Annotated in this window: 12 protein-coding genes and 1 tRNA gene; 7 read left to right on the forward strand and 6 right to left on the reverse strand. The window is 38.3% G+C overall.

The window, feature by feature from the left end; all coding sequences use genetic code 11:
• Nucleotides 1-165 precede the first annotated feature (165 nt).
• The 4 genes from DXD65_RS05190 to DXD65_RS05205 all read left to right on the forward strand — a co-directional run bounded on the left by DXD65_RS05190 (nt 166) and on the right by DXD65_RS05205 (nt 7,723).
• Nucleotides 166-2,775: a glycoside hydrolase family 3 N-terminal domain-containing protein gene (locus tag DXD65_RS05190; protein ID WP_005823638.1), complete on the forward strand. Its 2,610-nt coding sequence runs from the start codon at nt 166-168 to the stop codon at nt 2,773-2,775.
• A complete protein-coding gene (locus DXD65_RS05195) occupies nt 2,768-4,585 on the forward strand; it encodes a family 20 glycosylhydrolase (protein WP_005823636.1) in 1,818 nt (605 codons plus the stop codon). The genes DXD65_RS05190 and DXD65_RS05195 overlap by 8 nt, the downstream gene beginning before the upstream one ends.
• 25 nt (nt 4,586-4,610) lie before the next feature.
• On the forward strand, nt 4,611-7,166 hold the full coding sequence (locus DXD65_RS05200) for a GH116 family glycosyl hydrolase (RefSeq protein ID WP_008665489.1): 2,556 nt from the start codon (nt 4,611-4,613) through the stop codon (nt 7,164-7,166).
• A gap of 191 nt (nt 7,167-7,357) precedes the next feature.
• Complete coding sequence (locus DXD65_RS05205) at nt 7,358-7,723, forward strand: hypothetical protein (protein ID WP_005823632.1); 366 nt, start codon at nt 7,358-7,360, stop codon at nt 7,721-7,723.
• A 95-nt stretch (nt 7,724-7,818) separates the two neighbouring features.
• Here DXD65_RS05205 and DXD65_RS05210 read toward each other — a convergent pair whose 3' ends face one another.
• Both DXD65_RS05210 and DXD65_RS05215 read right to left on the reverse strand, forming a co-directional pair.
• Entirely contained in the window at nt 7,819-8,973 is a 1,155-nt protein-coding gene (locus DXD65_RS05210; protein WP_008665488.1) for an acyltransferase family protein, read from the reverse strand.
• Between the two features lie 100 nt (nt 8,974-9,073).
• Nucleotides 9,074-9,637 carry a Crp/Fnr family transcriptional regulator gene (locus DXD65_RS05215; protein WP_005823628.1) on the reverse strand — a complete coding sequence of 188 codons (564 nt, stop codon included), beginning with the start codon at nt 9,635-9,637 and terminating at the stop codon, nt 9,074-9,076.
• A 173-nt stretch (nt 9,638-9,810) separates the two neighbouring features.
• On the opposite strand from DXD65_RS05215, the gene DXD65_RS05220 reads away from it, so the two are divergent.
• Complete coding sequence (locus DXD65_RS05220) at nt 9,811-10,107, forward strand: hypothetical protein (protein ID WP_005823625.1); 297 nt, start codon at nt 9,811-9,813, stop codon at nt 10,105-10,107.
• 136 nt (nt 10,108-10,243) lie between these two features.
• On the opposite strand, the gene DXD65_RS21005 is transcribed toward DXD65_RS05220, so the two are convergent.
• The 4 genes from DXD65_RS21005 to DXD65_RS05235 form a co-directional block, all read right to left on the reverse strand.
• Nucleotides 10,244-10,347, reverse strand: a tRNA-Gly gene (locus tag DXD65_RS21005).
• A 363-nt stretch (nt 10,348-10,710) separates the two neighbouring features.
• On the reverse strand, nt 10,711-11,142 hold the full coding sequence (locus DXD65_RS05225; RefSeq protein ID WP_117681719.1) for a hypothetical protein: 432 nt from the start codon (nt 11,140-11,142) through the stop codon (nt 10,711-10,713).
• Nucleotides 11,139-12,227, reverse strand: coding sequence for a penicillin-binding transpeptidase domain-containing protein (locus DXD65_RS05230; RefSeq protein ID WP_117681720.1), 1,089 nt, complete (start codon nt 12,225-12,227; stop codon nt 11,139-11,141). Before DXD65_RS05230 ends, DXD65_RS05225 begins: the two co-directional genes overlap by 4 nt.
• Before the next feature lie 193 nt (nt 12,228-12,420).
• Nucleotides 12,421-13,836: a hypothetical protein gene (locus DXD65_RS05235; protein WP_117681721.1), complete on the reverse strand. Its 1,416-nt coding sequence runs from the start codon at nt 13,834-13,836 to the stop codon at nt 12,421-12,423.
• A 520-nt stretch (nt 13,837-14,356) separates the two neighbouring features.
• Between DXD65_RS05235 and DXD65_RS05245 the strand changes: the two genes are divergently transcribed.
• Entirely contained in the window at nt 14,357-15,175 is an 819-nt protein-coding gene (locus tag DXD65_RS05245) for a DUF134 domain-containing protein (RefSeq protein ID WP_117681725.1), read from the forward strand.
• The gene (locus DXD65_RS05250) at nt 15,175-15,549 is read left to right on the forward strand and encodes a DUF4405 domain-containing protein (protein ID WP_182422669.1); all 375 of its coding nucleotides are present in this window, start codon (nt 15,175-15,177) and stop codon (nt 15,547-15,549) included. Before DXD65_RS05245 ends, DXD65_RS05250 begins: the two co-directional genes overlap by 1 nt.
• Nucleotides 15,550-15,571 lie beyond the last annotated feature (22 nt).

Here is a 15,571-nt window from a genome sequence, read left to right on the forward strand (position 1 = left end):
TTAAATTCTCTTCGGCGGCTTTCTGGTATCAAGACAAAGCTGTACCTCTGGCGTTCAAATTACCAGAGAAAGAAAAGTTGGTTGATTGGTATAGAATGCGTGATACAGACCATCAAGCTATACCATAAGATTGATATTTATATTTACTTTTTGAATTACTGAAATATGTTACTTGAAGATAGGATTTTGAAAAAATGGTTATTACCTTTTATATTGTCGGTTCTTATTGCCGTAGATTCCATGGCTCAATGCATTCCGGTGTACAAGGATTCTAGTATGTCTGTTGAACGACGGGTTACAGATTTATTGGGCAGAATGACATTACGAGAAAAAATAGCACAATTAAGTCATTTGCATGGTTATCAATTATACAATGGTCAAGAGGTGGATTACCAAAAATTAAGAGATGCAGCTGGTGATATTAGTTACGGCTGTATTGAGGGATTCAATCTTACTGGTGAAAATGTGCGGAAAGCATTTCATGCAATTCAGAAATATATGGTTGAAGAGACACGCTTGGGAATCCCAGTTTTTACAGTAACTGAGTCTTTACATGGCTCGGTACATGATGGTTCTACCATTTTTCCTCAATCTGTAGCCGTTGGTAGTACTTTTAATTTAGATTTGGCTTATCAGATGACTAAAGCAATTGCTACAGAATTAAGGTCCCAAGGGGTAATTCAGACTCTTTCACCAGGATTGGATGTTGTTCGGGATTTGCGATGGGGGCGTGTTGAGGAATCGTTTGGTGAAGATCCTTGGCTAGTGGGACAGATGGGGATTGCACAAGTGAAAGGTTATATTGACGGAGGAATATCTCCAATGTTGAAACCTTTTGGACCGGGAGGAGCTCCTTTGGGAGGGCTGAACTTGGCTTCAGTTGAGAGTGGAGAACGGGATATACGTAATATCCATATCAAGCCGTATGAGATGGCTGTTCGGAATACGGAAGTGAAGGCGGTGATGACCTCCTATAATTCTTGGAATGGCATCCCTAATTCTGCTTCTTCTTATTTACTGACGAATATTTTACGCAATGAATGGGGATTCAAAGGATATGTATATTCCGATTGGGGGGCAGTGGCTATGTTGAAGGATTTTCAGCATACAGCTAAGGATGATAGTGAAGCGGCTATCCAAGCCTTGACTGCGGGGGTGGACTTGGAAGCTTCCAGTAATTGCTATTGGGCTTTGGAGCAATTGATAGAGCAAGGCAGGTTTGATGAAAAATATGTGGATTTGGCTGTTGGACGTATCTTACGTGTTAAATTTGAATTAGGATTGTTCGAGAATCCATATCAGGGCGCTGACATGCCGGGAGTAGCCATGCGTACTAAAGAAGCGGTGGAGCTATCGCGCAGAGTGGCTGATGAATCGATTGTTTTATTGAAGAATGAAAATACTCTTTTACCCTTAAATTTGAATAAAATAAAATCATTAGCAGTGATTGGGCCGAATGCTAATCAAGTACAGTTCGGGGATTATACATGGAGCCGGAGTAATAAAGATGGGGTTACTCCACTTGAAGGCCTAAAGAAACGGGTTGGAAATAAGATAAAAATAAATTATGCGGCAGGATGTGATCTTATTACAGATAATAAATCCGGATTTGATGAAGCTGTAGCTGCTGTAAAAGCGAGTGACATGGCTGTTGTATTTGTTGGTTCTTCTAGTGCTTCACTGGCACGTGACTATTCAGATGCTACATGTGGGGAGGGGTTTGACCTCTCTTCTCTGGATCTGACAGGTGTACAAGAAGAATTGGTGGAAGAAATCTATGCAATAGGAAAACCTGTTATAGTTGTATTGGTTACAGGTAAGCCTTTTTCTATTTCTTGGATAAAAGAACATATTCCAGCCATAGTTGTACAATGGTACGGTGGTGAGAAAGCTGGAGATGCAATAGCTGATATGTTATTGGGAAATATTAATCCTTCAGCCAAACTTCCATTCTCGTTTCCGCAGAGCGTAGGACATTTACCGGTTTTTTATAATCATTTGCCAACGGACAAAGGATTCTATCGTCGTCCTGGTAGACCAAATGAACCTGGACGTGATTATGTTTTTTCTTCACCAGCTCCGTTATGGTCTTTTGGGCATGGATTGAGTTATACTACATTTGAGTATTTGAATGCTCATTATTCTGCAGAGTTATTACATCCATCTGATACCTTGATTGTCAGTGTATCTTTGAAGAATACGGGTAGTGTAGCGGGAAAGGAGGTAGTACAGCTTTATGTTCGAGATGTGGTCAGTTCGGTTGTGACTCCGGTCAAGCAACTGAAGGCATTCTCAAAACCATTCTTACAACCAGGCGAAATGCAGACAGTTGTTTTGAAGCTACCAATACAAGAATTGGCCTTATATGATTTGAGCATGAAAAAAGTAGTAGAAGAAGGGGAGTATGAAATACAGATAGGAACAGCCTCAGATGATATCAGATTACGAAGGACAATCTTTGTTGGCAGACAGCCGGTGACTAGTAATAGTCTTGGTCATAACGACTTCTGCATGGATGAAATTGTGAAGAATCCAGGAAGAAAGATAAAGGTTGCTGGTTGTGTCAGAGATGTACAAGCAACCCCTATAAGTGGAATTGAAATCAAATCTAATTATTCTGGTAGAACGGTTATAAGTAAGGAAGGCGGAAGATATTCCATTCTGACTGTAGAAAACGATGTGCTAACGGTTTCTGCCAAAGGATTCGAGACAGTAAATATCAAGGTGAATAAACAAAAGGATATAGATATAAAATTGAATTACAGTCATGATTAAACACGAAATCAGATGGGAATACATATTGGTAATATGTATTATTCTCGGTACGTTACCTTGTAATGCACAGTCAGTAATTCCTATGCCAAAAGAAATGGTGATGGGAGAAGGTTCTTGGGATGTATCTGCCGATACACGTATAAATTACAGTAATGATGCGCTTACCAAAACAGTCAGTCTCTTTAATAATTATTTAGATGGACGGTTTGGGGTGACTTTGAAGAAAGGATCGAAAGGAAAGAATGCCATTCATTTGCAGATAGACAAGAAAATGCCTTTAGAGGCATATTCATTAGTTGTGGATGATAAGGGAGTAACAATCAAGGGAAGTGAAGCTGGAATATTTTATGGAATTCAGACATTGCAGCAGTTACTTGTTGATAAGGGAAATGGATGCATACAGCTTCCGTATATTATGATAAATGATGAACCCCGTTTTGGTTATCGTGGTTTGATGTTGGATGTTGCACGTTATTTTTACTCAGTGGAATATGTAAAAGAGTATATAGATTTAATGGCTCGTTATAAAATAAATAGATTCCATTGGCATTTGACAGAAGATGCCGGGTGGCGTATTGAAATAAAAAAGTATCCAGAATTGACCAAAATTGGGGCATGGCGTAATAGTACTCAGTGGGGGCATAATCCGACAGAACAAGATCGTATTCCACATGGAGGATTCTATACTCAGGAGCAGATTAAGGAGATTATCCAATATGCGGCAGATAGGTACATCACTATTGTTCCGGAGATCGATTTACCAGGACATACAATGTCTGTTTTAGCTACATATCCGGAGCTGTCTTGCACGGGCGGACCATTTCGGATACCGGAAACTTGGGGTATTAAGGAGGAAGTTCTTTGTCTCGGTAATGATAAAACCTATCGGTTTGTAGAAGATGTTTTATCTGAGGTGATAGATTTGTTTCCCGGTGAGTATATTCATATAGGCGGTGATGAGGCACCTAAAAGACGTTGGAAAGAATGTCCGAAGTGTCAACGACGCATTAAGGAAAATAAATTGAAAGATGAACATGAATTGCAAAGTTACTTCATCCATCATTTGGATGAATTTGTAACGGGGAAGGGGCGAAAAATCATTGGTTGGGATGAAATCTTAGAAGGTGGTTTGGCACCGAATGCTGCTGTAATGAGCTGGAGAGGAGAAAACGGTGGAATTGCTGCAGCGGGAATGGGGCATAAAGTGGTGATGGCTCCCAATAACTATATGTATATTGATTATTATCAGAGTGAGGATTATACTAATGAGCCTTTAAATATAGGAGGACTGGTTACGTTGGAACATATCTACAGCTATGAACCTTATACGCCTAAGCTTACAAAAGAGCAATGCGGTTATATAATGGGGGTACAAGCTAATGTTTGGGGAGAATTTATACATCATCCTGATAAAGTGAACTATATGGCATATCCTCGGGCTATGGCCCTTTCAGAAATAGGTTGGTCACCTGCGGAAAAGAAGAATTATGCAGATTTCCGTGAAAGATTAGCGGGATGTTTGGCTGAACTGGATAGACAAGGGGTTACTTTCCGTATTCCCGAACCGATTGGTTGGGATAAAGCTATTGTTAGAGGCGGTAACGCGATAGTGGATTTGAAGCCGTCAGTAGAGGGTGCTGATATATATTATACCACAGATGGTACCGATCCTCGTTTATATGGAAAACTCTATACGGATACATTGCAGTTACCTTTATCTTTCAGTGGAGTAAATATAAAATGTTATCTCCGCCTTTCTTCCGGTAGAAGTAGTGCTGTTTATACAGTTGTAGCTCCTGATACAAAATAAAAAAATGATAATAAATACAGTATTTATGACGAAATATTTATTAATATGTCTGGTAGTTTGTGCACTGATTTTTCAAGGGTGCTGGCATCATGAGAGTGCGGTTGAACGTGGCTATAATGAGAAGTATATAGGTGAATATACGCGTAAAATAGCTTTCCCTATAGGAGGTATAGGCACGGGCATGTTCTGTATTGAAGGAACAGGAGCATTGAGTAATATGTCTATACGTCATAGACCGAATGTTTTCAATGAACCAACGATGTTTGCTGCAATTCATGTGAAAGGTTATGAGTATGGTACACGCATTCTGGAAGGGCCGGTTCCAGAATGGAAAAAATTTGGTGCTCCTAATTCCAGCCGTGGAGACGGCGGCTCATGGGGAATGCCCCGGTTTAAGGAGTATAGTTTCCAGTCACGTTTCCCTTTTGCGGAGGTAGAGTTGGCAGATCAGAATGTCCCTATAGATGTGAAACTGGTTGCCTGGAATCCATTTATACCAACGGATGAAGATAATTCAAGTCTACCGGTTGCTGGGTTTGAATATGAGTTTCATAATACCAGTAATGAGGAAGTACAAGCCGTCTTTTCATATAATAGTATGAATTTTATGCAAACTCCGGGTAGAGGTAAAGCGTATATAGATGCAGCAAAGAATGGATTCATTCTAAGACAGACAGGCACAGAGAATGAACCTTTCTGTCAAGGTGATTTTATGATTTATACTGACAATCCCCAGACGGTAGTTAATCATAACTGGTTTCGTGGAGGTTGGTTCGACCCATTGAGCATTTGTTGGGATAACTTGGAAGAGGGCAGAATGGAAGAGAATCCAGCAGGCTTGGAAGGAGCAGTGGGAGCTTCGTTATATGTGCCGTTTACTTTAGCACCTGGTGAGACTCGTAATATAAGGTTGTACATGGCTTGGCATGTCCCTTATTCACAAGAACGAATAGGTGGAATCCCACGTACAGATACTGATATCCCTGATGCACCAGTTTGTCCAGATGAATTGAGTAACTGTTATACTTATGAGAATAATTTTGAAGGGAATTACCGCCCTTGGTATAGCAGTAGGTTTGGCAGTATACAAGATGTTGCAAACTACTGGTTGGATAATTATGATGCATTGAAAAAGAATACTCAGTTGTTCACTGATGCTTTCTATGATTCTACTCTTCCACCTGAAGTTAAGGAGGCTGTTGCTGCTAATTTGAGTATATTGAAATCTACTACAGTACTTCGCCAATACGATGGGCGTATGTGGAATTGGGAGGGAAGTCATGATAATTGGGGCTCTTGTCATGGTTCATGCACGCATGTTTGGAATTATGCGCAAGCTGTATCTCATCTTTTCCCAAAATTAGAACGTACATTACGTGAAACAGAATTTTTTGTGAGCCAGGATAAAAGGGGACATCAAGTGTTCCGTACGAATCTGCCTATCAGTCCTACTGTCCATGATTTTCATTCGGCGGCAGATGGGCAATTAGGAGGTATAATGAAGGTATATCGTGAATGGAGAATTATGGGTGATATAAATTGGCTGAAGATGATGTATCCAGCTGTGAAGAAAAGTATGGATTATTGTATCCGTACTTGGGATCCGAGAGAGGTTGGAGCTGTTGAAGAACCTCACCATAATACGTATGATATAGAGTTTTGGGGCGCGAATGGGATGATTACCAGTTTTTATGTAGGAGCATTACAAGCTATTTGCTTGATGGGTAAAACGGTAGGCGATGATATTTCCCGTTATGAAGAATTGATGAATAAAAGTAAAGCATATTTGGAGAGCAAACTTTTTGATGGAGAGTATTTTATTCAGAACATTCAATGGACTGGATTGGACGCTCCAGACCCAGTTGATGCCCAATCGTTTGTGACCCATTATACGCCAGAAGCTTTAAAAATCCTACAAGAAGAAGGTCCGAAATATCAGTATGGTAAAGGTTGTTTGTCTGACGGAATATTGGGCTCTTGGATGACATTGGTATGTGGAATGCCGGAGGTGGTCGATCGTCTGAAAGTAAAAAGTCATTTGATTTCTGTCCATAAGTATAACTTTAAAAAGAGCTTAAGTAACCATGTCAACCCTCAACGTTCCACCTTTGCATTGGGAGAGGATGGGGGATTATTACTTTGTACCTGGCCGAAAGGTGGTAAGCTAAAATTGCCTTTTGTATACAGTAACGAAGTGTGGACTGGAATTGAATATCAAGTGGCTGCTCATCTTATGTTTGAAGGAGAAGTGGAAAAAGGGCTTGAAATAGTGAGAACTTGCCGTGATCGTTATAATGGTCGTGTTCGTAATCCGTTTAATGAATATGAGTGTGGAGCATGGTATGCTCGTGCAATGGCCAGTTATGCTATGCTAGAAGGCCTTACGGGAATACGCTATGATGCAGTAGACAAAATTTTGTATATAGATTCGCGGATTGGAGATGATTTCACTTCATTCTTGTCTACGGAAACGGGTTTTGGTAATGTTGGACTTAAGGAAGGAAAGCCGTTTATAGATGTGAAATATGGGGTAATAGATGTACAGAAATGTATCGTTTCCGGTAAGGAAATTCAATTATAGTTTGGATAAGGTTCTTGATTATATACAAATTGTGAAATTTGTAGTATTGTAAGATTTACATGTATAGATTAGATGGTTTTATGAGAGTTCTGTGGGGCTGTGATTGTTCCACAGAACTATTTTTATGTTATTTGCAGATTTTTGCAACCAAACTTCATCTTTCTGCGTCTAATAAATAAAAAGAGGAGATTATGAATATGAAAATGAATTTTTCTATGGACGAGATTCGTCTTAAAGTAGAGGAGTATATAAAGAAAGGTAGTCGGGCAGCTGGTCGTCCCGTACTGACAGCTTATTATGTCCTGACTGCTGATTCTACTCCAGAGAGTGAAAGGACAAATATCATGATTGCTTTGGTGGCCATTGTGTTTCCTGCCGGTATAGAAGACCTCTTGGGACAAGTCTTTATGGTAGGGAAGGGATTTGCTGCAATCTATGCTTATAAGAAAATGAAGAAATACATCACTCCACAGATAAAGGATAAGGTAGAGGCAAAATTGGATGAGTGGTTCCATGAGAATGTGATGGAAGTAGTGGAACCGCTTTATCTGGAATAACAGTTCGCCACAAAGATCATACTGATTTGCGCAGATTGAATTTATATCGGGAATTTGTATCTGTGCGAATCAGCATAATCTCCGTGACGGACTGTTTATTGTTTTTTGCTCAAGAAGCGTCTGGCCAGATATTTCCGTACCGGTTCATCATAGAATTTTAAGCATAGATAAGCCAATAATATGTTCCATGCGTAAACACACAAGGCAACCTGCCAAGTCTGCTCCAACGTGAAGAGCTGGTTCTTGATGAGCCATGCATAGAACAAGTACATAAATGGATAATGTATCACATAGACTGGATAGGATATATCTCCCAGGAACTTGCATATCTGGGTCGATTTTTTATCCGTTGTGGTACCGGAAGCTCCTAACCAGACGAGAACCGGAAAAGCGATGATTACACAGAACGCTTCATAAATGCCATTTGTACAGACCGGTGTTGCACCTTCCAAGTAGGGCACTGAAAACAAGGTAACCAATGCAATGGCACATATCCAGAAAGCACCTTTCACCTTGATAGGCTTGAAGTTGCGCGACAAAAGCATGCCCATGGAGAAAGGAAAAAGCATCCTCAGCAATCCGCCGCCAAAGTTTATTCCGTCCAGTGTCCAGCCTACCCCCATATTTCCGTATCCGGAGATGTCGAAAATGGCGAATGATGCCAATGCCACTCCCAGCAATATTGTCAGTACGGCAAGGGCTTTGTTTGATAAGCGGTGGATAAACAAGGCATAAAGGATGTTGCCTAAATATTCAAAAAACAAGGACCAGCATGGACCATTCAAAGGAAACATTTCGCCATTACCACGGACTTCATAACCTGCACCTGGCATTGCGGGAATAAAAAATATAGTGCAAAGAAGGGACAGCATAATCATGGAGAGGGCAATATGTGTTCCGTCCCATTGTACGCATCCTTGAAGACAGAAAGTAATGGCACCCAGGACAGCTCCCATAATGACCATCGGATGGAGACGTATCAGGCGCCGTTTAAAGAAGTTTTTCATTGTGAGGTTCCTGCCCCAACGGTCGTCATAAGCATACCCGATAACGAATCCCGATAGTATAAAGAAGAAATCTACAGCTAAATAGCCGTGGTTGAAGGTTTCGATAATGCTACCACCGGCAAAAGCATAGCCTTCGAATATATGATACCATATAACCATCAAGGCTGCTACGCCACGGAGCCCGTCGAGAAGGTCATAATGTGCTTTGGTGTCTGAAAAGGCAGAAGATGAAATGTGCGACATCTGTTTTTTTTCTGTTGTTTGGTTAATGTTTTCGGATCTCAAAGATACGCCATGCGAAGCGAAGTTCTTTTGCTTAAAAGCAAAAAAGAACGGCAATCTTCTATTTTTTTGCGCGTACCCGGCTGAGAGTATAGATGGAAATACCCAGGAAGGCTGCCACATATTTTAGCTTCACCCGATTTATCAGTCTGGGGTAACGGCGGTTAAATTGTTCATACCGCTCTTTGGGAGGCAGTTGGAGCCTTTCCACAAACATATGACTGAGCTCTTTGTTTACGTTCTGATGCAGTATTCTGCCCCAGTTGGCTATATCAATATATGTTTCGTAGAGAGCATTTAACTTGTCTATGTGGATGACGTAGATTTTGCAGTCCGAAAGAGTTTCAATGCTTTCTACTGACGGCTGCTGATAGTACAGTGAATCCATTCCGAAGGTTACATCACCTTCCTGGCTGAACCAAGTGGTGGTATCTTGTCCGTCGTGATGAAATACGGAACGGGTGACCCCTTCCTCAATGAAATAAACCAAACGGTCTGTCACTCCTGCTTGTACTATATAAGTTCCTTTAGGGTAGTGTCTTACCTGCATATTCATCAGCAATGCCTGAAGAGCTTCTTCGGAAACCGGATAAATCTGCCTGATTTTATGAATGATGTTGTTCATTGGAGGGGAGCTTTTTATTCGTTTACAAACTTACATAATTTTATTAACTAAAACTGAACTTTGATATACAAATGTGTGCGTTGCCTTATAAGCGTTTATGGTATAATGGAATTTTTCTTGTAAAAGAGATGTTTGTTCTTTGAATATTGTATCTTTGTAGAAAACGGTAGCCTATGAATAAAATATTGGTAACATTATTGGCTCTAATCGGAGGCAGCTGCATTTCATTCGCACAGATGGAGACTGGAAGAGTTTCCGATACAGCTGAGGATACATTGAGAATAGAAAATGAAATTGTCGCTGTTGATACCGGATTTTACCAGTCAGTAGTCCGCTATGATACGGTGCGCTATAATTTGAAAATGCAGAGTGTTTACAAAAAGGCTTTTCAACTAAAGAATGATGTTTTTGTGGAAAAGATGAAAGAGCCGTGGTTAGATGATATTCTCAGAAATATCTTATTTAAATAACCATGAATTTGTGCTTTGCGTCATTCGGTTGACTTCCTGGTTTAACTCACTCGGTTAAACCACACTAAATTCAGCATTCTCTAAAAACAAAAATCAGATAGAAATCTTGCGATAACTATCTGATTTTCAGAAGAGCGGAAGACGGGGCTCAAACCCGCGACCCTCAGCTTGGAAGGCTAATGCTCTTCTGCGGCTGCCAAAAGCTGCGCTTTCGTCAGCAACCAACTGAGCTACTTCCTTTTATGATAGCTATCTTTAGAATCTGATTCTATTTAGAAACTATTGGTTGACGTCTTGGTTGACTTTTAAGGTCAAGTGCCAAGAATGGTTCATAATAAATAAATTAATAATCTCTTTTGCAGAATAAACCTGCATTGCAAAAATAGCAATTATAAAATGAAGTTTCAACTATCTATATAGTTATTCAAAGTAATCATAGTACTTTTTTGAATTGGGGTCTATAAAACTAACTTTTACTAAAAAAGGTACTACTATTGATTGAAACACATTATAGCTGTTATATACTGCTAATTCATGAAAGCGCATAAACAAAGGCGACAAAGATAATCAATGCCGCCTAATGTCTGATTTTTATTTACTTTCTTACTTTTTACGTGTGTAATTCATTATTCCGTCCTCACTGAGATATGATAATTTACTTTCTGTAATCTCTAAGATTTCCACAATGTCTGATTCAAAAATGTTATTATTTAAGGTTAACCTTTTTTTGCTACTGTCATAGCTGTATGTCCCTTCACCCCATTTTTCTGTTTTTTCATTAGGGTAATTTGTTCCGGTGTAATAATCTATTCCAGTCCATGTCATATCTGCCTTGAAAGTAAGAACCTCAGTCGTTGAACTAACAACATTTCCATTTACATCAGTAAAAGAGTCAAGTTCATTTTCCCAACTACCAACTAATAAAGCTAACGTTTTATCGTCTTGCTGTTCTTCATCATCATCGCTACACGCTGTAAAGTTTACAGTCAACATGACCATTAACAAGGTCATTCCAATTAATCTAAATGTTCTCATTTTGAATTAAAATATTTATTGTAAGTAGAAATATATTCTGTAATTTGCCTAAACACATCACCTGCCATCAATCCACTACTTGCAGGTAGTCTCTCTTTATGGATGGAAACAATGATAGAATATTGGGGAACATTTGTAGGGAAGTAACCACAGAACTCTACAATATAGCTTCCATCTTCAAGCTGTACTGTTCCTGTTTCACCTGCAATTTGTACCTTATCAGACTTGGCAGGTTGTCCTAAGCCATCAGTTACCGCATATTCCAATGCCTGTTTCAGACTGTCAATGTTGGTTTGACTTGCTATCTGTGGATTGATTACTGTTGTACTGTCTTTGTAAAGTTGAGGTTGTACCATCTTTCCACTATTAGCAATAGCATTATAAAAGGTTAGCATTTGTATAGGGGTAATAGTTTGATTATATCCAATGCAGAACCATGCAAAGGCTGTATCACTCCAACCACTATCTTTAGGAGTAACAAAGTATGCAGGTTTCAGATTAGCTATTCCTGCGATACTGTCTGGTTTACCATAATTCACCTTATTCAACAGATTGAAGTATGCTTGTGCATCATCTCCAAATGCTTTCTCCATTGTTTTATAAACAGCAATGTTTGAACTTGAAGCTAAACCTTGCTTGATAGAGATTTTACCATATCCACCTCTATGCCAATTATGGTCTTTTAATTCTCTATCCTGTATAGAATAGCTTCCATTGCCCACATCTACCATATCAGATAGTTTCACCTTTCCTGTTTCCAATGCTGCCAATATGGATATAGGGTGCATCAGTGCTGATTCGTGTGCTTGGGAAAAGTTCTCACAAGGTTGGTAGTCTGTACTGTCTTTCCTTTCAAGTCCAACCATAGTCTTTATATACCCTGTCTGAACTTCCATAATGATAATTTGCCCGGATAAAGCATTAAGTTCAGATAGCTTATTCTCTAAGATAGAAGTAGCTTTGACTTGTAAAGTACTGTCTATATAGCTACTTAGTTGTTTATTTTTGTATTCTTTATATTTACATGAATATAAAAATGTACACATTATTACCAATAGTGTAAATGTTATTTTAGTCTTTCCCATATTTGTAAGTTCTATCAAACAAATTACTCTTTATTCTTGTCTTTTAATGCCATGAGTAGTGGTATTATTATAGCACATAGCAAAGCGAATATTATATCAGTAAAAGAAAATGGTTCTTCACGCGATAATTTATCTCCAGCATAAGAAGCTAAAGGACATATTATAAATAGTGTATTAAGTAAAATTCGTTTCATTAGATAAAAAATAAGAAGTAATCAATTTCTCCTTCACGTAATAAACTGATGTATTTATCACGTTTAGCTAAAGTATTATAACTTCTATCAATATAATCGGGGATAATAATCTTCTTTATATTAATAGGAGTAAATGTGCTATTCAATAAGCTTGCCGTATTCCATTTGTTTTTAAACCTATAATATAATTCTTCATTCCATGGCAATGCAGGGTTTCTGCTGAGTGCATCCCAATCTAAACGTTCTTTATATCTATCAATAAGTTTTTCATTCCATTTGATTTTCTTATTTAAGCTTAGAACTTCGAATATGATAAGATTTTCATTTTGATATATATAATCATCGCTCAAAGGAGCATTACGACAAAATGATTCGTAAAATTTCCCAGCATTATAATAACTGTATTTATCAATCCAATAATCTTTATAAATGGTAAACATGGCTTCATTCCATTGTAGAGATTCATTTTTTGCTAAACTTTCAAAGTTCCATTTGTGAACAAATTCCTTAAATAAAGCATAGGAAATGGGAATATTGGGATTGCTACTCAAAAGTTCCCATCCCATGTCACACCTATCTATATATGAGGAGTACTTATGTAAGAAATTTATAGACCAAGGTATGGTTTGATGCAAAGAACTACCGTAATAATCTCCACTACAAAATCCCCATTGCCAATGTATCCTATCTTTGAAAAAATCAATTAACTGATTGGTGGCATTGTGCGCAATATTTATGCTTAAATAATGCCAATCCCAGTTGTCAATGAATGAATTGATTAATTCAACAGATAAAGGTAACGACTCATTTGAAGATAAAGCTTCCCAATTCCATTTATCTTTAAATGTTGTAATCATATCAATAGATAATTGTAGCGATTGGTTTTTTGACAAGACTTTCCAATCCCAGTAGTTATAAAAAGATATAATTGTTCCAGAAGATAGGGATAACGATTTGTTTGATGATAAAGCTTCCCAATCCCATTTATCACTAAAACTACGGATAAATTGGATAGACCATGGCAACGATTCACTTAACGATAGAGCTTTCCAATCCCATTTATCTTTGAATTTTTTTATAAATTCGATAGACCATGGTAGAGAGGGATTCCGCGATAAATTATTCCAATTCAATTTAAATTGAAATTTTTCTATGAAGTCTTCACTCCAATCAATTCGTGTATTACTACTTAATTCATCCCAACATACTGTTTGTGAGTGGTATGTAACCAACTTTACAGTTAAACCACCACTCTTGAATAGATTCTTTTTAAATCCCTCTGTATCTACTCTTATTTGTTCATAAAGAAAATCAAAATCAACACTTTCCTTTTTAAGAAAGACATAGCTACAAAATGGGCATTTATCTACTTCTTTGGAAGAATACCATTCACTTCCACATTGAGGACATTTCATAGTGATAATTTATATGCTCACTTGTTCCCTGCGGTAAGCCATAAATAAAAAAGATGTGGGAACACTATTTGCTTTATCCTTGTAACTGGCTCTCGCATTGCCTTTGCTGTGGATAAAACAATAGCGACCCACACCAAAGGGCATATAGAAACCTCACAAAAATGAGGTAGGTATATATCCAAGTGCGGGTGCTACTGCTATCATCTTCACAGCGTTTCAAATTTGCGAGATTTGTTACAAGAAGATAATTTCAATAACACCTTTCGTTAAATATGTCCTTCCAACTCCCTAACGCATTAGTTCATTGGAATTGGTGCAAAGATAACGAAAGGTTTTAAATCAATAAGCATGGAGTGAGGATTAATAGTGAATATCCTGCCCTCAAACATGAAATAATTTAAATCAAGAGTATTCAAGGGAATATAAATCAAAGTTTTTATCTGTTGTGTTAAAAAACGGCTTATTGTTTTGTTATGAACATTTGTTCATTATATTTGCAGTCGAAAACAATAAATATTCAATGTCACCACGTCCAAAAAACATCCGTAAAGTCAATAATATGCCTTCTGTTGCAGGTTTTAAACCGATAGCCTCAAACATTTGTCGCAAGGATGCTATATTCTTGCATTTCGAAGAGTATGAAGCGATACGGCTATGTGATTATGAAATGAAAACTCAACAAGAGGCTTCTGTTTCAATGGGGGTATCACGTCCTACTCTTAGCCGAATATATACCAGTGCAAGGCAGAAAATTGCCCAAGCATTGGTTCGTGGTGTTGCTATAATGATAGAAGGTGGAGTAGCGTACACTGATAGTGAATGGTTCCATTGCGGAGTATGCGGTTTTGTATTCAATAATATCAAACCTGCACTTAAAATCCGTAAAATGGAATGTCCAGTGTGCCACTCTAACGACATAAGCATTAATAATATTAACATTAATAAGAATGAGATTATGATGAAAATTGCAATTCCAACCAGAGAAAATGCAGTTGACAACCATTTCGGTCACTGTGAGTATTACACAATCTTGACAGTAGGGCAAGACAATCAGATTCTAAGCAGCGAGACTATTCCTTCTCCACAAGGATGCGGATGTAAATCCAATATCGCAGGAGAATTAGAAAACATGGGAGTCAGCGTCATGTTGGCAGGGAATATGGGGCAAGGTGCTTTGAATGTACTTACAGCCCATCATATTAAAGTAATAAGAGGTTGTTCCGGTAATATTTTGGATATTGCCACTGACTACTTAAACGGGAAGCTTACAGATTCGGGAGTGGGCTGCTCATCCCATGAACACCACCATGAATGCCATGGACACAATCATAAAGAATGATGTTTAGGAAGAACAAAATGCTACTTAACATTGTCATAGACTTTGTTATGCTGACAGCAATGGCATTGGTGAGTATAAGTGGCTTCATATTGGAAATAGTCATTCCTTCTCGTCATGCTGTCAAATTTCAAGGTGCTACCCCATGGAGTTCACAATTATTGGGCTTTGGAAGGCATGATTGGGGCAATATTCATTTGTGGGCAGGAATTGTATTGGTCATTCTGCTTGCTATTCATATTTTATTACACATAAACATGGTATCGGCTTTTATTAAGAAGAAATGCCCGAACCATATACTACGAGTATTATTTTATATTTTATTTTTAATGCTATTGATAATGACAATAGTGCCTTGGTTTTATTTATGCTATTAATAACGGCAAGTCAATCTATTAC

The organism is Bacteroides sp. 4_1_36 (assembly GCF_003466325.1).
Taxonomy (GTDB): domain Bacteria; phylum Bacteroidota; class Bacteroidia; order Bacteroidales; family Bacteroidaceae; genus Bacteroides; species Bacteroides uniformis.